The organism is Lysobacter sp. Root916 (genome assembly GCF_001429785.1).
Lineage (GTDB): Bacteria > Pseudomonadota > Gammaproteobacteria > Xanthomonadales > Xanthomonadaceae > Lysobacter.
Map to the genome: position 1 here is coordinate 415350 of NZ_LMJF01000001.1, position 22736 is coordinate 438085.

General features: G+C 70.2%; 25 protein-coding genes, 1 tRNA gene and 1 other RNA gene. 17 read left to right on the forward strand and 10 right to left on the reverse strand.

Features of this window, described 5'->3' with window-relative positions; genetic code table 11:
* Nucleotides 1–338 precede the first annotated feature (338 nt).
* Nucleotides 339–1349, forward strand: a complete 1011-nt coding sequence (locus ASE35_RS02070) for a hypothetical protein (protein ID WP_157489220.1) — start codon at nucleotides 339–341, stop codon at nucleotides 1347–1349.
* Between the two features lie 251 nt (nucleotides 1350–1600).
* Here ASE35_RS02070 and ASE35_RS02075 read toward each other — a convergent pair whose 3' ends face one another.
* Nucleotides 1601–2665, reverse strand: coding sequence for a glycosyltransferase family 9 protein (locus ASE35_RS02075; protein ID WP_057162832.1), 1065 nt, complete (start codon nucleotides 2663–2665; stop codon nucleotides 1601–1603).
* Between the two features lie 22 nt (nucleotides 2666–2687).
* Here ASE35_RS02075 and ASE35_RS02080 point away from each other — a divergent pair, with 22 nt between their 5' ends.
* From ASE35_RS02080 to ASE35_RS02105, 6 genes are all read left to right on the forward strand, one after another.
* Nucleotides 2688–3437, forward strand: coding sequence for a 3-deoxy-D-manno-octulosonic acid kinase (locus ASE35_RS02080; protein ID WP_056173383.1), 750 nt, complete (start codon nucleotides 2688–2690; stop codon nucleotides 3435–3437).
* Nucleotides 3437–4195 carry an MBL fold metallo-hydrolase gene (locus ASE35_RS02085; RefSeq protein WP_057162833.1) on the forward strand — a complete coding sequence of 253 codons (759 nt, stop codon included), beginning with the start codon at nucleotides 3437–3439 and terminating at the stop codon, nucleotides 4193–4195. The genes ASE35_RS02080 and ASE35_RS02085 overlap by 1 nt, the downstream gene beginning before the upstream one ends.
* Nucleotides 4196–4218: 23 nt before the next feature.
* Nucleotides 4219–5223, forward strand: coding sequence for a GTP 3',8-cyclase MoaA (gene moaA / locus ASE35_RS02090; protein ID WP_157489320.1), 1005 nt, complete (start codon nucleotides 4219–4221; stop codon nucleotides 5221–5223).
* A gap of 74 nt (nucleotides 5224–5297) precedes the next feature.
* Complete coding sequence (gene moaC / locus ASE35_RS02095) at nucleotides 5298–5810, forward strand: cyclic pyranopterin monophosphate synthase MoaC (protein ID WP_057162835.1); 513 nt, start codon at nucleotides 5298–5300, stop codon at nucleotides 5808–5810.
* On the forward strand, nucleotides 5807–6049 hold the full coding sequence (locus ASE35_RS02100; RefSeq protein WP_056173394.1) for a MoaD/ThiS family protein: 243 nt from the start codon (nucleotides 5807–5809) through the stop codon (nucleotides 6047–6049). Before moaC ends, ASE35_RS02100 begins: the two co-directional genes overlap by 4 nt.
* Nucleotides 6050–6052: 3 nt before the next feature.
* Nucleotides 6053–6484, forward strand: a complete 432-nt coding sequence (locus ASE35_RS02105) for a molybdenum cofactor biosynthesis protein MoaE (protein WP_057162836.1) — start codon at nucleotides 6053–6055, stop codon at nucleotides 6482–6484.
* Nucleotides 6485–6939: 455 nt separating this feature from the next.
* Here the strand turns inward: ASE35_RS02105 and ffs are convergent.
* Nucleotides 6940–7036: signal recognition particle sRNA small type (gene ffs, locus ASE35_RS20525), an RNA gene on the reverse strand.
* Between the two features lie 81 nt (nucleotides 7037–7117).
* A tRNA-Ser gene (locus ASE35_RS02110) sits at nucleotides 7118–7210 on the reverse strand.
* A gap of 224 nt (nucleotides 7211–7434) precedes the next feature.
* Here ASE35_RS02110 and dnaX point away from each other — a divergent pair.
* The 5 genes from dnaX (at nucleotide 7435) to ASE35_RS02135 (ending at nucleotide 11078) form a co-directional block, all read left to right on the forward strand.
* Nucleotides 7435–9342, forward strand: a complete 1908-nt coding sequence (gene dnaX, locus ASE35_RS02115; protein ID WP_057162837.1) for a DNA polymerase III subunit gamma/tau — start codon at nucleotides 7435–7437, stop codon at nucleotides 9340–9342.
* Nucleotides 9343–9431: 89 nt separating this feature from the next.
* Nucleotides 9432–9752: a YbaB/EbfC family nucleoid-associated protein gene (locus ASE35_RS02120; protein ID WP_056173402.1), complete on the forward strand. Its 321-nt coding sequence runs from the start codon at nucleotides 9432–9434 to the stop codon at nucleotides 9750–9752.
* A 19-nt stretch (nucleotides 9753–9771) separates the two neighbouring features.
* The gene (locus ASE35_RS02125; protein ID WP_056173406.1) at nucleotides 9772–10008 is read left to right on the forward strand and encodes a hypothetical protein; all 237 of its coding nucleotides are present in this window, start codon (nucleotides 9772–9774) and stop codon (nucleotides 10006–10008) included.
* Between the two features lie 10 nt (nucleotides 10009–10018).
* The gene (gene recR / locus ASE35_RS02130; protein ID WP_057161293.1) at nucleotides 10019–10615 is read left to right on the forward strand and encodes a recombination mediator RecR; all 597 of its coding nucleotides are present in this window, start codon (nucleotides 10019–10021) and stop codon (nucleotides 10613–10615) included.
* Between the two features lie 109 nt (nucleotides 10616–10724).
* The gene (locus ASE35_RS02135) at nucleotides 10725–11078 is read left to right on the forward strand and encodes a histidine triad nucleotide-binding protein (RefSeq protein ID WP_056173411.1); all 354 of its coding nucleotides are present in this window, start codon (nucleotides 10725–10727) and stop codon (nucleotides 11076–11078) included.
* Between the two features lie 240 nt (nucleotides 11079–11318).
* Here ASE35_RS02135 and ASE35_RS02140 read toward each other — a convergent pair whose 3' ends face one another.
* The 4 genes from ASE35_RS02140 to ASE35_RS02155 are packed head-to-tail and all read right to left on the reverse strand — an operon-like array spanning nucleotide 11319 to nucleotide 15688.
* Complete coding sequence (locus tag ASE35_RS02140; protein ID WP_056173413.1) at nucleotides 11319–11819, reverse strand: Slp family lipoprotein; 501 nt, start codon at nucleotides 11817–11819, stop codon at nucleotides 11319–11321.
* Nucleotides 11816–13798, reverse strand: coding sequence for a DUF3488 and transglutaminase-like domain-containing protein (locus ASE35_RS02145; RefSeq protein WP_057162838.1), 1983 nt, complete (start codon nucleotides 13796–13798; stop codon nucleotides 11816–11818). Before ASE35_RS02145 ends, ASE35_RS02140 begins: the two co-directional genes overlap by 4 nt.
* A complete protein-coding gene (locus ASE35_RS02150; RefSeq protein WP_057162839.1) occupies nucleotides 13791–14756 on the reverse strand; it encodes a DUF58 domain-containing protein in 966 nt (321 codons plus the stop codon). Before ASE35_RS02150 ends, ASE35_RS02145 begins: the two co-directional genes overlap by 8 nt.
* Before the next feature lie 5 nt (nucleotides 14757–14761).
* Nucleotides 14762–15688 carry an AAA family ATPase gene (locus ASE35_RS02155; protein ID WP_162250600.1) on the reverse strand — a complete coding sequence of 309 codons (927 nt, stop codon included), beginning with the start codon at nucleotides 15686–15688 and terminating at the stop codon, nucleotides 14762–14764.
* 241 nt (nucleotides 15689–15929) lie between these two features.
* On the opposite strand from ASE35_RS02155, the gene ASE35_RS02160 reads away from it, so the two are divergent.
* Nucleotides 15930–17762 carry a glycosyltransferase family 39 protein gene (locus ASE35_RS02160; RefSeq protein WP_056173426.1) on the forward strand — a complete coding sequence of 611 codons (1833 nt, stop codon included), beginning with the start codon at nucleotides 15930–15932 and terminating at the stop codon, nucleotides 17760–17762.
* Between the two features lie 46 nt (nucleotides 17763–17808).
* Here the strand turns inward: ASE35_RS02160 and ASE35_RS02165 are convergent, their stop codons facing one another.
* From ASE35_RS02165 to ASE35_RS02175, 3 genes are all read right to left on the reverse strand, one after another.
* Nucleotides 17809–18327, reverse strand: coding sequence for a tetratricopeptide repeat protein (locus ASE35_RS02165; RefSeq protein WP_056173428.1), 519 nt, complete (start codon nucleotides 18325–18327; stop codon nucleotides 17809–17811).
* A gap of 93 nt (nucleotides 18328–18420) precedes the next feature.
* Nucleotides 18421–19014: a nucleoside triphosphate pyrophosphatase gene (locus ASE35_RS02170; protein ID WP_057162840.1), complete on the reverse strand. Its 594-nt coding sequence runs from the start codon at nucleotides 19012–19014 to the stop codon at nucleotides 18421–18423.
* Between the two features lie 11 nt (nucleotides 19015–19025).
* Complete coding sequence (locus ASE35_RS02175; RefSeq protein ID WP_056173434.1) at nucleotides 19026–19391, reverse strand: hypothetical protein; 366 nt, start codon at nucleotides 19389–19391, stop codon at nucleotides 19026–19028.
* 126 nt (nucleotides 19392–19517) lie between these two features.
* Between ASE35_RS02175 and ASE35_RS02180 the strand changes: the two genes are divergently transcribed.
* The 4 genes from ASE35_RS02180 (at nucleotide 19518) to fabD (ending at nucleotide 22662) form a co-directional block, all read left to right on the forward strand.
* On the forward strand, nucleotides 19518–20045 hold the full coding sequence (locus tag ASE35_RS02180) for a YceD family protein (protein WP_056173437.1): 528 nt from the start codon (nucleotides 19518–19520) through the stop codon (nucleotides 20043–20045).
* Nucleotides 20046–20130: 85 nt separating this feature from the next.
* Nucleotides 20131–20325: a 50S ribosomal protein L32 gene (gene rpmF / locus ASE35_RS02185; protein WP_056173439.1), complete on the forward strand. Its 195-nt coding sequence runs from the start codon at nucleotides 20131–20133 to the stop codon at nucleotides 20323–20325.
* A 205-nt stretch (nucleotides 20326–20530) separates the two neighbouring features.
* On the forward strand, nucleotides 20531–21526 hold the full coding sequence (locus tag ASE35_RS02190; protein WP_056173443.1) for a beta-ketoacyl-ACP synthase III: 996 nt from the start codon (nucleotides 20531–20533) through the stop codon (nucleotides 21524–21526).
* A gap of 188 nt (nucleotides 21527–21714) precedes the next feature.
* Nucleotides 21715–22662 (forward strand): ACP S-malonyltransferase, encoded by a 948-nt coding sequence (gene fabD / locus ASE35_RS02195; RefSeq protein WP_057163388.1) that lies wholly within the window; start codon nucleotides 21715–21717, stop codon nucleotides 22660–22662.
* The last annotated feature ends 74 nt before the right edge of the window (nucleotides 22663–22736 follow it).

Below are 22736 nucleotides of genomic sequence, written 5' to 3' on the forward strand. Positions count from 1 at the left end.
GGCGCGCGTCGCCAGCCTGCACCGGATGCCGCAGGCCCGACGCAACCCAGAGTGCCCCGGCGAGCGCGAGTCTCGTCAGCCTGCCCGCCATCGGTAGCGCCGCACGCCGCCGGCCTGCCGCAGCCGACCTTCACGCGCCGGACCGGCCAACCGGATTGGCCGGGGCGCGGAACCGCAGCCCATTTTTCGCCGGCGACTGCCGCTAGGGTGGCCGCGCGTCGTTCCGGTCCGCGCCACGCGTGCGAACCGGACGGTGCGACAGCGGGCAGGTCTGGATGGCCTCTCGCCCACGGACCGGCCCGATCGATCAATGGATGGACGAATCAAGGAGCAACAACGTGAAAAAGGAACACGTGTTAGGGACGCTGTGCATGACGGTGCTGTTGGCGATGTCGCCGCTGGTGGCGATGGCCGACCAATCCGAAGAGGAAACTCCCAAGGAAGAGCAGGAGTTCAAGCGCAACGAGCCGCCGGTGTCGGAGGCGGTGAAGCAGCACCTGGCCTACATCGAGGACCTCGATAAGCGCTATCCGGACACCTCCAAGGTCGATCCCGAGCGCTTCATGGCCGAGGAAGGCGAGAAGGCCGCGCTGATCTACTGCCGCGCACTGGGCTTCGATGGGCCGTGCGAACCGGCCAAGGACGGGCAGTCGGCGCAGGCGCGTTCGGGCTTCGTCGCCATGAGCGTCGAGCGCGCGGCGGCCAAGGTCGGTCGCTACGGCTGGTTCGACTGGCTGTTCAATCTGCTCTACAGCGTCGGCGTGATCCCCGACAAGGCCTCGTGCCCGTCGCCGCACGTGCTGGTGCAGATGCACATGGACGACGAAGACCGCCGCAACGCCAATTCGCGTTGGGGCTGGATCGGCGCGACCGTGTCCAACAGCAACACCACCTGGCGCTTCTGCCGCCTGAGCTGGGACGCCTCGTTCGCGTTCAAGCCGCTGGCGAACTGGGGCAACCAGTACGACTACGCGGTGCAGAACCTGGGCATGTTCTGCCCGCCGGGTTCGCGCCGCGTGCTGCGCCGTCACGACAACGAGGATTGGGCCAACGCCAACTGGTCCAGCGGCGGCGTGTTCCCCAGCTTCAACCTGGGCGGCAACTGGTGGACCTACACCTGCCAGTACGACGGCGGCACGCCCACGCCGCTGATGTCCTCGTTCCCGACCCTGGGCTTCGGCTACGGCGTGTTCTCGCCGACCAATCTGCCTTGGCCCTATGCGCTGGCTAACGGCTACGTCTACCAGGACGACGAGGACTTCTTGAACCTCAACTTCTGGATCGGCTCGCCCGACGCGGCGATGGGTGGCGGCAACAACACCTGGCGCGGGCTGTCGCGCGTCAAATAAGTCGCTGGTTTCAAGCCCCTCTCCCGCTCGCGGGAGAGGGGTTGGGGTGAGGGCGCCGCTGCCGCGGCGCTGCTTGGGCTGCGCAGATCGAGCCGATGCATATTCGCAAGCGGGTGCGATGGGAACTCAGCAGCGCGCGGCTAAACGCGCCCGCACATCCATCACAGCGAAGCCGAGTGGATTCAGCTCATGCCATCGCTCAGGTCGACTCGTGTCATTCGTAGCGAAACCGCGGCTCCTGTGCCGCGGTCTCAGCCAGCCGAATGATCGGCGACATAACGCTCGAACGCCGCGACCCCATCCTCCACCGAGATCAGATCCATGACCCCGTCGTGCTCGATCTTGGTGCCCCACTTGAGTTCGCTCGCAGGCTTGCCGAGGTACTTGCGCGCCGCGTCGTCGTAGCGGTCGGCGCAGTAGCGGCGGTCGCTGTAGGGGCCGCTGCGTGCGGGGTTGCTGGCCGCATGCAGACCCAGCACCTTGATACCCATGGCGTTGGCGATGTGCATGGGCCCGGAATCGGGCGTCATGAGCAGATGGCCGCGCGCGAGCAGGGCCGGCAATTGCTTGAGGGTGTCCTTGCCGATCAGGTCCAGCGCGGGCGCGCTCATCGCCGCCAGGATTTCGTCGCCGGTGCGGCGCTCCAGCTCGCTGCGGCCGCCGCACAGCACCACCCGCCAGCCGCGCGCGACGGCGTGGTCGGCGACCGCGGCATAGCGTTCGCTGCGCCAGTTGCGCAGCGCGTGGCTGGAGCAGGGCGAGATCAGCAGGGTAGGGCGGCCGTCGTCCGGCCATTGCGCGCGCGCCCACTCGTAGGCCTCGGCCGGCACCGGCAGGTCCCAGCGCACCTGGGTCTGGCGCAGGCCCAGCGGCTCGCAGAAGCTGCCGATCGCGTCCAGCACGTGGATGCCGGGGCGGTCGGGGATGCGTTCGTTGACGAACAGGCCGTGCAGGTCCTTGGCGCGCGCGCGGTCGTAGCCGATCCGGCGCCGCGCCGGCACGAACGCCGACAGCAGGTTCGCGCGCGCGGCCACCTGCATCTGCAGCAGGGCGTCGTAACGCCGGCGTTCGCCCAGCCGCGCGCGCAGCTCGCGGCCCAGCGCGCGCATGCCGGCCAGGCCGGCCTTCTTGTCGTATTCGACGAAGTTCACGTTTTCCAGGCCGTCGAGCAGGCGGCGCTCGCCCTTGCCGATCACCCAGGTCAACTCCAGCCGCGGCCAGGCCTCGCGCAGGGTGCGCACCAGCGGAACCACATGGGTCACGTCGCCGAGGGCGGAAAGCCGCAGCAGGCAGATCGAGTGGGGTGCGTTGTTCACGTGACTTGTTAGACTCCGGCGGATGACGGGCTACGACGCCGCCGAAGGATTGACGCCGTTCCGCGACGACAGCGGCTACGGCGCGATTCTGTTCGACCGCACCCGGGTGCGGCAAGCGAGCCCGGAATGGTTCTCGCCTGCCTTCTGGGGCGAACGCGCGCGCCCGGTCGACAGCGGCGGTCGCGGCGGGGCCTGGTTCGTGGACGCGCCGTTCGGCCCCAGCCTGCTGCGACGCTACCTGCGCGGCGGCCTGGTCGCGCGCTTCAACCGCGACCGTTACTGGTGGCGCGGCGCCAACGAGACGCGCAGCTTCGCCGAATTCCGCCTGACCCGCGCGGTGGCCGAGAAGGGCCTGCCGGTGCCGCGTCCGATCGCCGCCTACTATCGCCGCGACGGCTTCTACTACTACGCCGCGATCCTGCTGGAGCGCCTCAACGACGTGCGCTCGCTGGCCGACCGCGCCGCGGTCGCCGGCGACGGCGCGCCCTGGGAGGAGGCCGGCCGGCTGATCGCGCGCTGCCATCGCGTCGGCTTGGACCACGCCGATCTCAACGCCCACAACCTGCTGTTCGACCCGACCGGGCGCGGCTGGGTGATCGATCTGGACCGCGGTCACCTGCACATACCGGCGACCGGTTGGCGCGAGCGCAACCTGGCCCGGCTCAAGCGCTCGCTGCTGAAACTGCGCGGCGCGCGTTCGACGGAAGAGGTCGAACGCGACTACGGCCGTCTGCGCGCGGCCTACGAGCGCGCCTGGGACAAGGGATACTGATGAGCTGGCATCTGCGCCTGCACGGCGTCGGCAACGCATCCGCGGTGGAGCTGGGTTCGGCGATGGCGACCATCGAGCGCGACGGCGCGCCCTGGCTGACCGTCGACTGCGGCGGCGAGGGCCTGACCGCCTACCTCGCCCACTACGGGCAGGCGCCGCAGGCCTTGTTCATCACCCACACCCACCTCGATCACGTCGCCGGCTTCGAGCGGCTGTTCGTCTCGACCTATTTCGATCCCGAGCGGCGCGGCCGGGTCAAGCTGTACGTGCCGGCGCCGGTGGTGCCGCTGCTGCACCAGCGCGTGGGCGACTATCCCAACGCTCTGGCCGAGGGCGGGGTGAATTTCTGGGACGCGTTCCAGGTGATCCCGGTCGGCGCCGCGTTCTGGCACCAGGGCGTGCGCCTGGAAGTCTTCGCCACCCGCCACCATTGGCCGGACACCGCCTTCGGCCTGCGCCTGCGCGGCAGCGTGGTCTGGACCGGCGACACCCGGCCGATCCCCGAGGCCCTGGCCAAGTACGCCGACGCCGGCGAGCTGATCGCCCACGATTGCGCCCTGCACGGCAACCCTTCGCACAGCGGTATCGAGGACCTGGAGCGCGAATATCCGCGCGAACTGCTCGCGCGCTGCCTGCTCTACCACTACGCCAGCGCCGGCGAAGGCGACACCCTGGCCGCACGGGGGTATCGTGTGGGTCGACCGGGCGAATGCGTCGCCCTGGCCGAATCCAGCGCAGAGCAGGTGCCGCCGTCGTGAGCGCGTTGCCGGATCCGAAGCAGATGCCATGGGCGCAGGACGTCTACGGGCGTCCGCTGCGCGACCTGCGTTTGTCGGTGATCGAGGCTTGCAACTTCCGTTGCCCCTACTGCATGCCGGCCGAGCGCGTACCGGACGACTACGGCCTGGACGCCGCCTCGCGCCTGAGCTTCGACGAGATCGAAACCCTGGTGCGCGGCTTCGTGCGCGTGGGCGTGCGCAAGCTGCGCCTGACCGGCGGCGAGCCGCTGCTGCGCAAGAATCTGCCGGAGCTGATCGCGCGGCTGGCGGCGATCGACGGCCTCGACGATCTGGCCCTGACCACCAACGGCTCGCTGCTCGCGCGCCAGGCGCGCGCCCTGCGCGAGGCCGGCCTGCGCCGGCTCACGGTCAGCCTGGACGCGCTGGAACCCGAGCTGTTCCGGCGCCTGTCCGGCGGCCGCGGCGAGGTCGCCCAGGTGCTGGCCGGCATCGACGCGGCCCAGGCCGCGGGCTTCGACTCGATCAAGCTCAACTGCGTGGTCCAGCGCGGCGTCAACGACGACCAGGTGCTGCCCCTGGCCGAACGCTTCCGCGGTAGCGGCCACGTGCTGCGCTACATCGAATACATGGACGTGGGCACCTGCAACGGCTGGGACGCCGCGCGCGTGGTGCCTTCGGCGCAACTGCGCGACCGCCTGCACCAGCGCTGGCCGCTGCGCGCGCTGGACGCGCACTACCGCGGCGAAGTCGCGGCGCGCTACGCCTACGCCGACGGCGCCGGCGAAGTCGGCTTCGTGTCCTCGATCAGCGCGCCGTTCTGCGGCGACTGTCACCGCTCGCGGGTGTCCGCCGACGGCCGCCTTTACACCTGTCTGTTCGCCGCCGACGGTGTCGATCTGCGCTCGACCCTGGCCCTGGGCGAGTTCGGCCTGGCGCAGCGCGTGGCCGAGCTGTGGTCGCGACGCGCCGACCGCTACAGCGAACTGCGCGCCGCCGACGCGCCGCGCCCGAGTCGGCACGTGGAGATGTTCCTGGTCGGCGGTTGAAGCGCGCGGCGTATCATGGCCGCTGCCCGATCCACCGATACCGCTAGGCGTCCCGTCCTGCCGGAGCCCATCGTTTGAAAGCCCGCAAAGCCAAGCCCGCACCGACGCGTTCCGCGCTGACACATCTGGACTCCGACGGTCGCCCCGCCATGGTCGACGTGTCCGCCAAGGCCACGACCGCGCGCGAGGCGCAGGCGGAGTGCCGGGTGCGCTTTCCGGCCGCGGTCGCCGCGCAATTGCGTGCCAACGGGCTGCGCAGCGCCAAGGGCGGCATCGTCGATGCCGCGATCGTGGCCGGCACCCTGGCGGTCAAGCGCACCGCCGAGCTGATTCCGTTCTGCCATCCGCTGCCGATCGACGGCTGCCGGATCGCGATCGACTGGCTGGACGAAAATTCCCTGCGCATCGAATGCCGGGTGCGCACCGTCCATCGCACCGGCGTCGAGATGGAGGCGCTGACCGGCGCCACCGTGGCGGCGCTGACCGTCTACGACATGTGCAAGGCCTTGTCGCACCGGATCGTGATCGGGCCGGCCAAGCTGCTCGCCAAGTCCGGCGGCAAGCGCGACTTCGGGAGCGCGGCGTGAACCGGCTCACCGTGCTGTATTTCGCCAGCCTGCGCGATGCCGCCGGCCGTGCCGACGAGAGCGTGGACACCAACGCCGCCGATCTGCGCGGCCTGTACGCGACGCTGCGCGAGCGCCATGGTTTCGCGCTGCCCGCCGAGCGCTTGCGGGTCGCGGTCGACGGCGCGTTCGCGCACTGGGACGACGCGCCGCGCGCCGGCAGCGAAGTGGCCTTCATTCCACCCGTGTCGGGGGGCTGAGCGATGCGCTTTCGTTTGTCCGAAACCCCGTTCGACCCGGCCGCCACGCGCGAATGGCTGATGCGCGACGAGGCCGGCGCCTACGCCAGTTTCGAAGGCTGGGTGCGCGACCATCATCAAGGGCGGGCGGTGCTGGGTCTGCGCTACGAGAGCTACGCGCTGCTGGCCGAACGCGAGGGCGAGAAGATCCTGGCCGAGGCGCTGGAGCGCTTCGCGATCGTCGAGGCGCGCTGCGTGCACCGGGTCGGCGAGCTGGGCGTGGGGGAGCTGGCGGTATGGGTCGGCGTCAGCGCCGCGCATCGCGATGCCGCGTTCGCCGCCTGCCGCTACATCATCGACGAGACCAAGGCGCGGGTGCCGATCTGGAAGCACGAGCGCTACGCCGAGGGCGACGCGGGCTGGCTGCATCCGGAGCCGCCGCAGGCGCAAGGGTAGAGTCGTTGTTCGTCGCAAGTGCGAGGACGAGGTCGCGGCTGACACCGCTCCTACCCCAACGCGAAGAGATTCGGATCATGGCGGAGAGGTGGACGATGCGATGCCGCCAGCCGCGGGCGACGGTCGCGCTGAACGCGCTGGCGCTGACGGCGCCCTGGCATCCGCGATTTCTTACCTCAAGCAGGCCTGTGCCTGGAGCTGCGCGGGCTCGCCGTCCATGGTTCGACAGGCTCGCCGCCAACGGCTATCGGAGTCGCGAGCGGCTTTGCTTGTCTTCCCCCTTTGGAAAAGGGGGACTGAGGGGGATTTGCTTCTACCGCCGCGCGAATCCGCGGTCCAGGTTCGACCCGCTCACCACGGACGGCTCCGGGACGGCTTAAGGCGCGACGGTTCCCGTGCGCAAAAGCGCTGAACCGCTCGGAATCGCCCCATGAGGCCGCCCCGAAAAGGTGGCGGCCCCGCCGGCTGACCTCGGCGCCCGCATCAGTCGATACCGTTGCTGCCTTCCGGCCCTGGCGGGATTTTCGACCTAGCGTCGCGAGGGGCCGACGGGGCCACCATAGGACGTGCGCATCTGGCGCGAGACGTGTCGCATGACGCAGCGACAGAATCTGAACGACATAGCTGGAAATCTGGCGGAGAGAGCGGGATTCGAACCCGCGAAGCGGGGTTTAGCCGCTTACACACTTTCCAGGCGTGCTCCTTCAACCACTCGGACACCTCTCCGGGCCTGGGCTGACAGCGACATCCGGTCAGGCTCAGGGCCGGGAATTCTAGCCGTCGCGGCGGTTGTCCACAAGTCGCGGCGTCGCGGTGGCGGCCGTCGCGAACGTCCGTGGCACAATGGAGCGATCCGTTCCCGCGCCGCGCCGGCCGCTGCGACAGGGCCTACGGCCGCGGCGCGCGGCGGTACCGACGCAAGCAAGCACACGACGCAACCAAAGGGTCCGATGTCCTACCTCGTCCTCGCCCGTAAATGGCGCCCCAAGCGTTTCGCCGAACTGGTCGGGCAGGAGCATGTGGTGCGCGCGCTGACCAATGCGCTGGATTCCGGTCGCGTCCACCACGCCTTCCTGTTCACCGGCACCCGCGGCGTGGGCAAGACCACGATCGCGCGCATCTTCGCCAAGTCGCTGAACTGCGAGCGCGGCACCTCGGCCGACCCCTGCGGCGAGTGCAACTCCTGCCGCGACATCGATGCCGGCCGCTTCATCGACCTGCTCGAGATCGACGCCGCCAGCAACACCGGCGTCGACGACGTGCGCGAGGTGATCGACAACGCCCAGTACATGCCCAGCCGCGGGCGGGTCAAGGTCTACCTGATCGACGAAGTGCACATGCTCTCCAAGTCGGCCTTCAACGCCCTGTTGAAGACGCTGGAAGAGCCGCCCGGCCACGTCAAATTTCTGCTCGCCACCACCGACCCGCAGAAGCTGCCGGTGACGGTGCTGTCGCGCTGCCTGCAGTTCAACCTCAAGCGCCTGGACGAGGCCCAGATCTCGGGCCAGATCGGTCGCATCCTCGAGGCCGAGGGCATCGCCGCCGAGCCCGGCGCGATCCGCCAGCTCAGCAAGGCCGCCGATGGCAGCCTGCGCGACGGTCTGTCGCTGCTGGACCAGGCCATCGCCTACACCGGCGGCCAGCTCAGCGACGGCGCGGTCGCGACCATGCTGGGCACGGTCGACCGTACCCGCGTCGGCGCGCTGCTGCAGGCCCTGGCCGACGGCAACGGCCACGCGCTGCTGGCCGAGGTCGCGGCCCTGGCCGAATTCTCGCCCGATTGGGGCGGGGTGCTGGACACCTTGAGCGAGGCCCTGCACCGCGTACAGGTGCGTCAGCTGGTGCCCGAGGCGCCGATGGAGACCGACGGCGTCGACGTCGACGCGCTGGCCGCGCGGCTGCGTCCCGAGGTCGTGCAGTTGTGGTACCAGATGGCGCTCAACGGCCGCCGCGATCTGCCGCTGGCGCCCAGCGCGCGCGCCGGTTTCGAAATGAGCGTGCTGCGCATGCTGGCCTTCCGTCCCGCGGCCAGCGAGGACGGGCGCGGTGCTGCGCCCGCAGCGTCCGGCGCGGGCGAGAGCGTGCGCGGCTCCGGCGCCGCCGCGGCGGCCGCCGCCCTGGCCGAGCCGCAAACACGCGCCGCGCCGCCGGCGTCGCCGTTCGACGAGCGTCCCGCCCCCCCCTCGCGCGCCGAACCGGTGCGGACGGAAGCGCCCCGAATGGAGGCGCGCCAGATAGAAACGCCCCCGATAGAAACGCCCCGAATTGAAGTGCCTCGCATCGAAGCGCCGCGAGCGGAAGCGACCAGTGCACAGGCAGCGCGCAACGACGTGCCCTGGGCGGAGCCGCCCGAGGTAGTCGCACCGCCACGCCGTCCGCCTGCACCGCCGGAACCGGTCGCGGCGCGCGACGCCGCGACCGCGTACGCCGCGCCGCCCGCGGCCGCGTCGCGCAGCGGCGGCGCCGGCATCGCCGATGCCGAGGCCTGGCACGACCTGGTCGCCAGCAGCGGCCTGCGCGGTCCGGCCCGTTTGCTGGCCGAGCACGCCGGCTTCATCGCCTACGCCGACGGCGCGCTGCGCCTGTCGCTGTCCGCCGACGACGATCACTTGCGCGCGCCGGCCCTGATCCAAATGGTCGCCGACGCCTTGGCGCCGCGCCTGGGCGTGGCCCCGCAGATCCGTTTCGAATCCGCCCAGTCCAGCGAGTCGCTGCGCGAGCGCAACGAGCGCGCGCGCGATCAGCGCCAGTCCTCGGCCGAGGACGCGTTCATGAACGATCCCGACGTGCAGCGCCTGATCTCGCAGCACGGCGCGCGTGTCGTACCGGATTCGATCCGTCCCTTCGACGAGGCTTGAGGACGGCCCCGGCCGGCCCTATTCCAGTGTCATCGCGTCGCGCCCGCGCGCGACGCCGCTCCCCATCACCACGAGACAGGTAGACCACCATGCGCGGCAACATCGCCCAACTCATGCAACAAGCGCAGAAGATGCAGGAAAACGTGCAGCGCGCCCAGGAAGAACTGGCCAAGATCGAAGTCACCGGCAACGCCGGCGGCGGCATGGTCAGCGTGACCATCACCGGCCGCATGGAGTGCCGCAAGGTGCGCATCGATCCCAGCGTGCTCAGCGATCCGGAAATGGCCGAGGATCTGGTCGCGGCCGCGTTCAACGACGCCGTCAACAAGGTCAACGCCGAATCGCAGGCCAAGATGTCCGCCGCCACCGCCGGCATGCCGATTCCGCCCGGCATGAAGATGCCGTTCTGAGTCGCCGGAACGCATCTCCATGAACCTGCATCTGGGTATCACCGCCGGCTTGATCGCCTCGGGCCTGCTCGGCCTGGACCTGTACACGACCTGGGCGATCTGGCGCGAGCCGGACCTGACCGGCGCGCAGAAGGGCCTGCAGTCGGCCTTCGTCTGGCTGCTGCCGCTGTTGGGCGCGATCGTTTGCCTCAACGTCGTGCGCGCGATGAATCGCGAGCCGACGCCGCGCAGCACTTCGTTCACGCCGTCCGAGTGAGTTCGCCGGCATGAGCAGCGCGCTGCTGGAACAACTGATCGAGGCCTTCCGGGTGCTGCCCGGCGTGGGCCAGAAATCGGCCCAGCGCATGGCCTACCACGTGCTCGAGCGCGAGCGCGCCGGTGGTCAGCGGTTGTCGAACGCGCTTGCCGAGGCGATCGAACACGTAGGCCATTGCAGCCGCTGCCGCGACTTCAGCGAGACCGAGGTCTGCGCCACCTGCGCCAGCGCCGCGCGCGACGCCCACCTGCTGTGCGCGGTGGAGTCGCCCGCCGACCGTCTCGCGATCGAGCAGGCCACCGGCTACCGCGGCCTGTACTTCGTGCTGCAGGGCCGGCTCAGTCCGCTCGACGGCATCGGTCCGCGCGAACTCGGCCTGGACGGCCTGGCCGCGCGCCTAGCCGAGGGCGAAGTGCAGGAACTGATCGTCGCCACCAACCCCACCGTCGAAGGCGAGGCCACCGCGCACTACCTGGCCCAGCTCGCGCGCCAGCACGGCGTGCGCCCCAGCCGGCTCGCGCATGGCGTGCCCTTGGGCGGCGAACTCGAATACGTCGACCGCGGCACCCTGTCGCACGCCTTCGGCAGCCGCAGTGAGATGGGTTGAAGCAGGGAATGGGGAATCGGGAATGGAGAATCGCTAGAGCGAAAACCGAAGCTCTCTACGTTGTATCTTTACGATTCCCTATTCTCCATTCCCGATTCCCGGCCCTGCCATGACCGACCCCACCATCTTCGGCAAGATCATCCGCCGCGAAATCCCCGCCGATATCGTCTACGAAGACGACGACCTGATCGCGTTCCGCGATATCGCTCCGCAGGCGCCGGTGCACGTGCTGTTCGTGCCCAAGACCCACGTGCCCACCCTTAACGACCTGCAGCCCGAACAGGCCGAAGTGGTCGGCCGCCTCGCGCATGCCGCGGCGGCGTACGCCCAGCGCGAAGGTTTCGCAGAGGACGGCTACCGCATCGTCATGAACTGCAACGGCGACGGCGGCCAGACCGTGTTCCAGATCCACCTGCATCTGCTGGCCGGCGCCCAGCTTGGGCGCTTCGGTACGCCGCGCTGACGGAAAGATCCTGGCGCTCTGTGCGAGCGGCATCAGACAGGGATTTCTTTCGATCCCAAGCCGCGATCGCTGTGTCGGGCATGCGCCGTGGTTTGGAGCTCAATCGCGGCTTACGCCGCTCCCACAGTGCGTGCGGACGCGATCATCGCCGCGACTTGGGCGACGTGCATCGTGCGAAGACGCAAACGAAAACGCCCGGAAATCCCGGGCGTTTTCCTTATCCGCGCGATGCGGCTGGCATTACCACCAACCCCACCACGGCCACGGCGCCGGACGCGTCATCACCACGTCGACCTGTTCGCGCACCGGCCACAGGTAGACCACTTCGGCGTCGACGATCGGGAAGCGGTAGTCGTACTGGCCGATGCGGCGGTTCTCGTAGCCGCTGATGCGACCGGTGAAGGTCACTTCGCGGTTCTTCTCGAACAAGGCCGGATCGTAGAAGCCGGTACGGCAGGCCAGGAAGCGGCCGCCGATGTCGTCGTTGGCCCAGTAGGGGCGTCCGCTGCTGCCCAGGCGGGTGGAGATCATCACGAAGCAGGTGCGGTTGGCCTGCGGGTCGACCTCGACCACGCGGCCGCCCCAGCGCACGGTCGCGCCGGTGCTGTCGTTGGCGGTGGCGTCGGCCGGTGTGATTGGATTGAACGCGCCCTGCAGCGGTTGCGGCTGGGTCGCGCAGGCGGCCAGCAGGCCGACGCTCGCGGCCAGCAGGACCAGGCGGGGGGTAAGACGGATGCTCATCGGCCTTCTCCATTAGGGCCCGGGCGATGCGCGCGCAGCGCCCTGATCAATTCGCGCTTCTCACGGGCGTCGCGCCGCCCGGGTTCCGCAACAGCGTACCGCCAATCGGCGAAACGGTGGCTGAGCGCCGCCAGCGCCGGGGCCAGGTCCGGTCGGCTGCGGGCCACCCGGTCGGCCCAGTTCTGGGCCGGCTCGTGCGGTTCGCGCGCCAGACCCAGGCGGCCGTAGCGGCGGCCGAGCGCGTGCCAGGCGCGCAGGACCGGGTCGCGTTCGCGCTGGCCACGGCTGCTCAGCCACACCATCCACAGCAGGGTAAGGCCCGCGGTCACACCGAATAAGGCTACCAGGCGGCTCGTGTCGAGCCTGTCGATGCCCAGCGGCTGGAGCAGGCTTTGTTGGCGCTTGGCGTCGAAGCCGAGCACGAAGTCGTTCCAGCCACGCCGGGCCCAGTCGCCGAGGTTGAAGATCGGCGTGGCCATGGTCAGCCCGCCGAGCAGGTTGGCGCCCGGGGCGCGCTCGGCGAGGGTGTCGTAGACGCGCTCGGGCGCGACCGCGGCGGTCGGGTCCACCCGCACCCAGCCGCGCTGCGGCAGCCAGACCTCGGCCCAGGCGTGCGCGTCGGAGCGGCGCACCAGCCAGTAGTCGCCGAACGGATTGCGATAGCCGCCGGCATAACCGGTGACCACGCGCGCCGGGATGCCGGCGTTGCGCATCAGCACCACGAAGGACGAACTGAAGTGTTCGCAGTAGCCGGCTTTGTAGTCGAACAGGAATTCGTCGACCGCATGCCGCCCGGGCAGGGGCGTGTCCAGGGTGTAGGCGAATTCGCGATGGACCCAGTCCAGCGCGCGTTGTACGAAGGCTGCGTCGTTGCCGCCGAGCTCGCGGCGCCACCGCTGCGCCAGCGCGCGCGTACGTGGGTTGTAGCCTTCAGGCAGACGCAGCGCGGCATCGCGCAACACGCTGTGCAGTTGAGGCTGATATCGCGCGGGCGGTGCCGAGCGCAGCCTCCAGCGAGTGAGCGAGGTCAAGGGGCGAGCCGTGTACAGACCGTGATCGATCGACAGTCGGGTGCCGGGCGGCGCCGCCAATGGCAGGTCGAGAGCGACCAACTGTCGGCCGTCGGTCGGTTCGAACTCGATTTCGTAGTCCCAACGCACCTCACCCGACTGCGTCTGGGCCGGCGGCAGACCACGGTACCAGAGCGGCTGAGTCCATTCGCGACCATCGAAATCCCACAGCACCGGACCGCGCCAGTACATCTGCGACGGACGCGGCATGGCGCCGTTGAAACGCACGCGCAGGGTCGGCGTTTCGTCGTTCATCAACTCAGCCCAGCCGCCCGGGGTCATGCTGCCGGACAGGCCGGGCCGGCTCAGCGAGCGGTCGGGCACGCCCCACAATGGGGTGCCCAGACGCGGAAACAGCCAGAACGCCGCCAGCGCCAACGGCAGGCCGATCGCGACCAGACGCGCGATCCCGGCCAGGCGCTGCCAATGGCCGAGCCGACGCACGCGTTCGCCGGATTCGAACTCGGCCAGGCGCTGCAGCGTCGCCAGTGCCAGCAGCGCCGCGATCAGGCCCAACACCAGCGACAAGGGCCCCTGGTCGAGCAGGAAGGTACCGAACGGCGCGAACAGGGCGAAGCCGATCAGGCTGCGCGCATCGCGCAGGGTCGAGGTTTCGGCGGGCTTGATCGCGAGCATCGCCGCGAGCAGCGCGCAGCCGGTGTCGCGGCCGATGCCGAAGTTCATCTGCATCATCACCGCGCCGATCAGCACCAGCGCCAGCAGCGCGCGCACCACGAAGTTGAGCGGGCGGCGCCAGGCCAGCAGCGCGATCGCGATGCCGCAGGCGGCGATCAGCGCGGCCAGCAGCGGCGTGAGCTGCAACAGCAGCGGCAGCATGCACGCGGCTGCGGTCGACAGGGTCCAGGCCCGGCTGCCCGAATCCAGCAAGGGCGAGTTCGACTTAGGCATGCGGCATCAGCGCGAGCGCGCGCAGGCAGGCATGACGATGCGCGCCGCCGCTGCTGGGGCCCAGCTCGGGCTGCCCCGGCAGCATCAGACGGTAGCGGCGGCCGTCGCGTTCGGCTTCGTCGACCCAACGCGCCAGACGCGCGATCCGCGCCTCGTAGCCCAGCGCGAGCACCGCGCGCCAGTCCAGCACCACATCGGCGCCCAGCGGCTGTTCGTATTCGCGCACCAGCAGCGCGTCGCGCCGCGCCGAAGGTTTCCACGCGATCGCGCGACGCGCGTCGCCGCTACGGTAGCCGCGCAGGTGATGGACGTCGTCGCCGCTGGGATGCAGGCGGGTCTGGATCTGATCGCCGCTGCCGGTCGGCAGCGGCGGGCCGTGCGGTTCCGGTGCCGGATACACCAGCAAGGGCGCATCGGGCCAGACGTAGGCCCAGGCGCGCGCCAGGCCGAGAGGACGCGTGGTCGATACGCGCAGGCGCGGCAGCTCGAACCAGCCGCGCTGGCGCGTGGCGAAGCTGAGTTCGGCCTCGCCGCTGCCGGCGTCCAGGTCCAACGGCGCTAGCGCATCGCTGTCGCCGTCGTCGTCCACGCGCAGGCCGCGGCGCGCGCGTTCGGGCGGCGCCTTGGCGTGCACGCGCACGCGCAGCGGCTGGCCGGCGGCGATCGGTTCGGCGTCGATCGCGACCACGCTCAGGCCGGTGAGCTGCATCTGCGCCGCGATCAGGCTGGCCAGCCCGGCGCCGGACAGCAGCAGGGCGAGCAGCAGCGCGGGATTGTTGTTGTAGTTCAGCGCGCCCAGCAGCATCGACATCAGCGCGACCGCGAAGAACAGGCCGAAGCCGGTCGGCAGCACGTACACGCGGCCGCGATGGAAGCTAGCCGGCAAAGCCTCCGGATCGCGCGGTCGCGCGAACTTGCGCAGGCGCGCGCGCAGGCCGGGGCGCGGACGGTCCGCCATCGCGCTCAGTCCACCGGCACCGCGTGCAGAATCGCCTTGGCCAGGGCGCCGTCGTGTCCGGCATCGGCGTCGGCGACCAGGCGGTGCGCGGCGACCGGCGCGAACAGCGCCTGCACGTCCTCGGGCAGCACGTGCGCGCGGCCCAGCAGCAGGGCGTAGGCGCGCGCGGCGCGCAGCAGGGCCAGGCCGGCGCGTGGCGACAGGCCCACGCGCACGCCCGGATGGCGGCGGCTGCGCGCGAGCAGCGCCTGCACATAGCCGATCAAAGCGTCGCTGGCGTGCACCGCGTTGACCGCGCCGCGCGCCGCGATCACGTCCTCGCTGCCCAGGATCGGCAGGGTCTGGGCGATCAGGTCGCGGCGATTGGCGCCGGCCAGCAGGTCGCGTTCGGCGGCCTCACCCGGGTAGCCCAGCGCCAGTCGCAATAAGAAGCGGTCGAGTTGCGAGTCAGGTAGCGGATAGGTGCCGGCCAGGTCGACCGGGTTCTGGGTCGCGATCACGAAGAACGGATCGGGCAGGGCATGGGTGGTGCCGTCGACGGTGACCTGGTGCTCGGCCATGGCCTCCAGCAACGCGCTTTGGGTGCGCGGCGGCGCGCGGTTGATCTCGTCGGCCAGCAATACCTGCGTGAACACCGGGCCCGGATGGAACTGGAAACTGCGCGCCTGCGGATCGAACACCGACACGCCGACCACGTCGGCCGGCAACAGGTCGGAGGTGAACTGCACGCGCTGGAACTCAAGCCCCAAGGTCGCGGCCAGGGCGTGCGCGAGCGTGGTCTTGCCCAGTCCGGGCAGGTCCTCGATCAGCAGATGGCCGTCCGACAGCAGGGCCACGAACGCGAGCCGGACTTCGTGCGGCTTGCCCAGCACCAGGCCGTTGACCTGCGCCTGCGCGCGATCGAGGGCGTCGCGCAGGCCATCGGTTAGCATGGATGCCGTCGTGGGGGATGCCGCCATCGTGCTCGTCTCCTGAGAATCGCGTCGAAAATCCGGAGCGCGCCGCATCGCGGCCGCTGCGTCCGGTGCGCGACGGGCAGGGCGCTTATGCGCCACGTCCGCCCGCGTCGAGTCCATCAGAGTGTAACGAGGTCGCGAGTCGATGCGGGATGCGGAACAGCTTGCTGCAAACCAGGCGGATGCGAACGAGGTCGATGTCCATCGGGACCTTGTGATGCGCCGCACTTTTTGGGTTTTGTGGACGCTGGTCCTGTCGCTCAAGTTGCTGGTCGCCGCGCGCCTGCCCTTGTTCGTGGACGAGGCCTTCTATTGGTGGGAAGGGCGGCATCCGGCCGCCGCCTATTCCGACCTGCCCGGTCTGACCGCCTGGCTCGCGCGCCTGGGCACCACCATCGGCGGCGAACACACGCTGGCTTTGCGCGCGCCGTTCCTGGCGATCGCCGCGCTGCTGCCCTTGCTGGTGCAACGCATCGCCGCGCGCGAATACGGTATGCGCGCCGGCTGGCAGGCGGCCTGTTTCGCGCTGCTGCTGCCCTTGGGCGGCACGCTGGGCCTGCTGGCCTTGCCGGACGCGGCGATGGCGCTGGCGACCTTGCTGTGCATGGACGCGGGTGCGCGCCTGCTGCGTCGCGTCGATGCCGCCACCGCGCTGGAACTGGCCGCCGGCCTGAGCATAGGCGCGCTCAGCCATTACCGTTTCATCGCCGTGATCGGCGTGGGTTTCTTGGCTTTGCTGATGTTGGCCGATGGCCGCCGTGCCTTGCGCGACGTGCGCACCCTGACCGCGATCGCAATCGGCGCTTCGGCCTGGGCGCCGCTGGTGTTCTGGAACGTCGAGAACGCCGAGGCCGGCCTGCGTTTCCAGTTGGTCGATCGCCATCCCTGGGCCTTCCACGGCGACGGCCTGTGGTTCGTCGCGATCCAGGCTCTGCTGGTCACGCCGCCGCTGTTCCTGGCGCTGATGCTGGCGGCCAAGCGCGGTTATCGCGCCCACGCGCAGGCGACGCGCTACTTCGCCCTGCTGGGCGGTCTGCTGGTGTTGGGTTTCTTCGCCCTGGGGTTCTTCGCCGACACCGAGCGCGTGAGTTTCCACTGGCCCTTGCCCGGCTATTTCGCGCTGCTGCCCTTGTTGCCGGCGCTGCTGGCGCAGTGGCCGCGCTGGGCGCGGCGCCTGACCTGGATCGCGGCCGCGCTGGGCCTGTTGTCGATGCTGGGCTACTACGTCGCGGTGTCGGTGCCGCAGGTGCGCGCGCTGAGCGCGGCGCAGAAGTGGTATCCGAGCAACTTCGCCGGTTGGGACGAGCTGGCCGCGAGCGTGCGCGCGCGACGCGCGCGCATGCCGGCCGGCACGCGCCTGATCGCCGACAACTTCAAGGTCGCCGCCGAGCTGGGTTTCGCCCTGCGCGATCCGCGCATCGCGGTGCTCGATCATCCGCTCAATCACAAGCACGGCCGCGCGCCGCAGCTGCGACTGTGGGGCCTGAGCAGCGCGGGGCGCGCCGACTGGGGCGATGCGCCGGTGCTGCTGGTGGTGGGCGCCAGCGAGGTCGAGTACAAGAACTTGCTCGATCGCTACCAGGCCTTGTGCGCGATGGTCGGGCCGCTGCCGCCGCCGCAAGTGCTCAACGTCGATCACGGCCGCCAGCGGTTCCTGCTGTTCGCGCTGGACCGTCCGCGCACGGGCGCGTGCACGACGCCGGCGATGGCCTGGATCGACACGCCCGAATCGCGCGCGCGCATCGGTCGCCGCTTCGACCTGCGCGGTTGGGCGTTCAAGGACGGGGTCGGATTGGATGGCGTCGAGGTCACCCTCGACGGGCGCGTGGTCGCGCAGGCGCGCTACGGCCTGGAGCGCCTGGACGTGCAGGCCTATTGGGCGCGTTCGCGCGATCCGCGGCAGCCGCAGGTGGGGTTCACCGCGCAGGTCGCGCTGGACGCGGGTGTGGCGCCGGGCCGGCACTGGCTGGGCCTGCGTCTGCGCGGTCGCGACGGCAGCGTCGAGACCTGGTCGGAGCAGCCGGTCGAACTGGTCGACGCGGCGCCCTGAAGTCGAACCGCGCCGACGCGCTGCGCGCGCGTCGGCGCCAAGCGGCTTACTCCTGCGGCGCGACATCCAGATAGCCGCCGGCGGCGGCCACGGTGGCCCACAGGTCCGGCTTGGCCTTGAACGAACGGTCGAACAGACGTTCTGCGCCCGCGCGATCGCCCTGGATCAGGTAGTACGCGCCGATCTCGGCCAGCTTGGTTTCGTCGCCGTCGTTCACGCTCAGGAAGCGATCGAACATCGCCTTGGCCTTGTCCCACTCGCCGGCCTCGCGATAGACGCGGGCGATGCGGTAGAAGTCGGTGTCCTCGGGCTTGCCGGCCAGCACCTGGTCGAACAGCGCCTGGCCTTCGGCCTTATGGCCGCCGAGGTAGTAGACGCGGCCGACCGCGATGCGTTCCCAACTGCCCTTGCCGGCCAGCGCGGTGGCGGTCTGCAGCAGGGCCATGGCGGCATCGGGCTTGGGCTTGTCGCGGTAGGACGGCGCCGCGACCTTCTGCGCGGCGGTGCCCACCGCGATACCCGAGACGAACAAAACTCCCGCGACGGCTGCGGTGCGAATCTTCATGCTGGTTTTCCCCTGGATAGTGCTGCGAGCATAGCCAAGGTCCGCTCGCCCGTGAGGCGCGCGTGGCTGCGTTTGCGTCGAAGCGGTGCCGGACTAGGGCAGGGCGTAGCCGGCCGCGCGCAGCAGGCGCGCGGTTTCGATCAGCGGCAGGCCGATCAGGGCGCTGGGGTCGCGGTTGTCGATCGCGTCGAACAAGCTGATGCCCAGTCCCTCGGATTTGAAGCTGCCGGCGCAGTCGTAGGGCTGCTCGGCGTCGACGTAGCGTTCGATTTCGGCGCGGCTCAGTGCGCGGAAGCGCACCACGGTGACGTCCAGGGCGCCCTGCGTGGCCTGGCCGCCGCGGGCCAGGCTCAACGCGGTCAGGAAGCGCACCTCGCGCTCCGACATCGAGGCCAGCTGGGCGATCGCGCCGGCGCGGTCGCCGGGCTTGCCGATCGGGCGGCCGTCGAACTCGGCGACCTGGTCCGAACCCAGCACCCAGGCCCCGGGCCTGCGCGCGGCGACCTCCTCGGCCTTGGCCCGGGCCAGGCGCTGGGCCAGGTCCAGCGGCGATTCGCCCGGGCGCGGGGTCTCGTCGACCCGCGGGCGCTCGCAGTCGAAGGGCAGGCGCAGGCGCTGCAGCAGCTCGCGCCGATAGACCGAGGTCGAGGCCAGCACCAGCGGCGCCGGGGGCGGGGAAGCGGGCATGGCGGCCGCGTTCAGGCCAGCGGCGCGCGCGCGCGCTCGATCTGCGACAACTGCTGCTCGATCCGGCCGCGCGCGGCGTCGATCGAGGCCCGGACCTCGGCCAGCTGCTCGGGGCTGGCCGAATTGCCGTGGTCGCGCAGCCACAGGCGCTGGCGCAGCATTTCGCGCATGGCGTCGCCGACCGGGTCCAGAGTCAGGTCGCCGGCGACCGCCTCGATCTCGGCCCGGGCCGTGCGCAGGCGGGCTTCCAGGGCATCGGCGGCGTCCAGCAGCTCGCGCACCGCGCGCTGGTGGCGGCCGGAGCCGCGGCGCAGGCCGAACGCGACCACGGCGGCGGCCGCCAGCGCGGCCAGAAGCAGGATCAGGGTGGTGGTCACGGCGGAGTCGGCTGAACGCAGGGAAAGCCGAAGTCTGACCCGAGGGCCCAGCCGGCGGCAAATCCCCGCCAGGCCTGGGTTTCCGGTTTGACATCAGGGGGTTGGGTCTCTAACATTCCGCGGCTTATGTCAGCGGACGTGCCAGCCGGGCGGGTGCCCGAAGTACTCGATGCCTGGCGCCTGGTGGCCGCAAGGCGCGGCGTCGAGGGGCGCGTGCCGTTGTCGTCGTTCAAGCGGCTGCAGGACAGTCTGCTCGATACCGAGGGTGACGTGACGTTCTCGTTGGATTTCGCCAACGACGAACTGCAGGTGCCCTACGTCGAGTTGAAGATCGATACGGCGTTGCCGCTGCTGTGCCAGCGCAGCCTGGAACGGTTCCTGCTGCCGGTGCAGATCGTGCAGCGCCTGGGCTTGATCCGCGAGGAAGCGGACGAGGCCGGGCTGCCGCCGGGTTACGAACCGCTGCTGATGCCGGAAGACGGCCAGCTGCGGACCATCGAACTGGTCGAGGACGAACTCATCCTCGCCGTACCGGTGGTGCCGATGGCTCCGGGCACGGAAGCGATGGAGCGGGACTGGCCGGCCACCGAGGCCGAACAGGAACGCACCCATCCCTTCGCGGCGTTGTCGGCGTTGAAGAACAAATCGAACTGATCCACCGCGGCGCTCCGCAAGACGCGCCCGGGCAGTACCGCAAACTCTCAGTTTCAGTTTCCACAGTTTCTCTTGGAGCAAGACCATGGCTGTCCAGAAGTCCCGCGTTTCCCCGTCCCGCCGCGGCCAGCGCCGCGCCCATGACGCGCTGACCAGCAAGCAGCTGGCCACCGACCCGACCACCGGCGAGACCCACATCCGCCACCACGTCACCGCCGACGGCTACTACCGCGGCAAGAAGGTGATCAACACCCAGTCCAAGGTCGCCGACGAAGAGTAATCTTCGCTTCGCCCGTCGCGCCGCGCGCACGCACCAGCGGCGCGCGGGGCCGTCGCCGATCCGGCCGCCGCTGTCATAGCGCGCGGAACCAACACGTGCTTACCCAGCACGCGGGACCTGCGGCCGCCACGGCGGGGTTCCGCCGCCAGCGCGTCTGGCGGAATGGCCCGATCGGGCCTGGCTACGGTTCCGCAGCGGAGTGGTGATGACTGAGCAGCGCAAGCAAGACCGGATCTATTCGCGTGTCGCGGGCACCGGCAGCTATCTGCCGGAAAAGATCCTGACCAACGACGACCTCGCCAAGATGGTCGACACCAGCGACGAGTGGATCGCGGCCCGTACCGGCATCCGCGAACGCCACGTCGCCGCCGAAGGCGAAACCACCTGCGATCTGGCCTACCACGCCTCGCTGCGCGCGCTCGAAGCCGCCGGCGTCGCCGCGCAGGACCTGGACCTGATCGTGCTCGGCACGACCACGCCCGACCTGATTTTCCCGTCCACCGCCTGCCTGTTGCAGCACCGCCTGGGCGCCAACGGCTGCCCCGCGTTCGACGTCAACGCCGCCTGCTCGGGCTTCGTCTATGCGTTGACGGTGGCGGACAAGTTCATCCAGTCCGGCGCGGCCAAGACCGTGCTGGTGGTGGGCTCGGAAACCCTGACCCGCATGATCGACTGGAGCGACCGCGGCACCTGCGTGCTGTTCGGCGACGGCGCCGGCGCGGTCGTACTCAAGGCCGATAGCGAAACCGGCATCCTCAGCACCCATCTGCACGCCGACGGCGGCAAGAAGGAGCTGCTGTGGAACCCGGTCGGCGTCTCGGTCGGCTTCAAGCCGGAAGAGCACAACGCCGGCGTGAAGGTGATGATGACCGGCAACGAGGTCTTCAAGCACGCGGTCAAGGCGCTGGATTCGGTGGTCGAGGAGACCCTGGAAGCCAACGGCCTGGACCGTCACGACATCGACTGGCTGATTCCGCATCAGGCCAACCTGCGCATTATCGAAGCCACGGCCAAGCGCCTGGACATGCCGATGGAGCGCGTGGTGGTCACCGTCGACAAGCACGGCAACACCTCCTCGGGCTCGGTGCCGCTGGCGCTGGACGAAGCGGTGCGCGACGGCCGCGTGCAGCGCGGCCAGCTGGTGCTGCTGGAGGCCTTCGGCGGCGGTTTCACCTGGGGCTCGGCGCTGCTGCGCTACTGACCGGCTCGGTCTTCGCCGCCTCATCCGACGCGCCCGGCTTGCCGGGCGCGTTCGTTTTCGCGCCTGAATTCGCGTCTTTGGAAACTGTCGCAATGCGTCACGATACGCGCGAGTACAGACGATGACGCGGTTTGCCTCGTATCATGCCGGTCCTTGACGAACTGGACCGGCGTTCGCGCCACGACTCGATGAGCCACGACTCCCTCGCTTTCGTGTTTCCCGGACAGGGCTCGCAATCGCTGGGCATGCTCGCCGAGCTGTCCGAGCTGCATCCGCTGATCCGCGAAACCTTCGCCGAGGCCAGCGACGGCGCCGCGACCGACCTGTGGGCGCTGAGCCAGGGCGGTCCGGAAGAAATGCTCAACCGCACCGAATACACCCAGCCGGCGCTGCTCGCCGCGGGCGTGGCGGTGTGGCGCCTGTGGCAGGCCCAGGGCGGCGCGCAGCCGGCGCTGCTGTCGGGCCACAGCCTGGGCGAGTACACCGCCCTGGTCGCCGCCGGCGCGCTGTCGCTGAAGGACGCCGCCCATTTGGTGCGCCTGCGCGGACAGTTCATGCAGGACGCCGCGCCCGCGGGCACCGGTGCGATGGCCGCCGTGCTCGGCGCCGAGGACGCGCTGGTGCAGGAAGTCTGCGCCGCGGTGTCCGGCAAGGACGTGGTGGTGCCGGCGAACTACAACTCGCCCGGCCAGATCGTGATCGGCGGCCATGCCGCCGCGGTCGACGCCGCGCTGACCCTGCTGGCCGAACGCGGCGTGCGCAAGGCGGTCAAGCTGGCCGTGAGCGTGCCTTCGCACACCCCGCTGATGCGCGACGCCGCCAACCGCCTCGGCGAGGCGATGGCTGGCCTGAGCTGGCGCCAGCCCGCGCTGCCGGTGGTGCAGAACGTCGACGCCCAGGCGCATGCCGAGCTCAACGCGATCCGCGACGCGCTGGTGCGCCAGCTCTATCTGCCGGTGCAGTGGACCGGCTGCGTGCAGGCCCTGGCCGCGCGCGGCGCGACGCGCGTGGCCGAATGCGGCCCCGGCAAGGTCCTCAGCGGCCTGGCCAAGCGCATCGACAAGGCGCTGGACGCGCGCCCGCTGGGCACGGTCGGCGATTTCGAGGCCGCCTTGGCGGACTGGTCGCAGGCCTGAACCCTATCCTGGTCAGGCTGGCTGCGCGCTCCGCCCGTTTCGGGCGATGATCGCGCCGACGCCGCACCGAACCG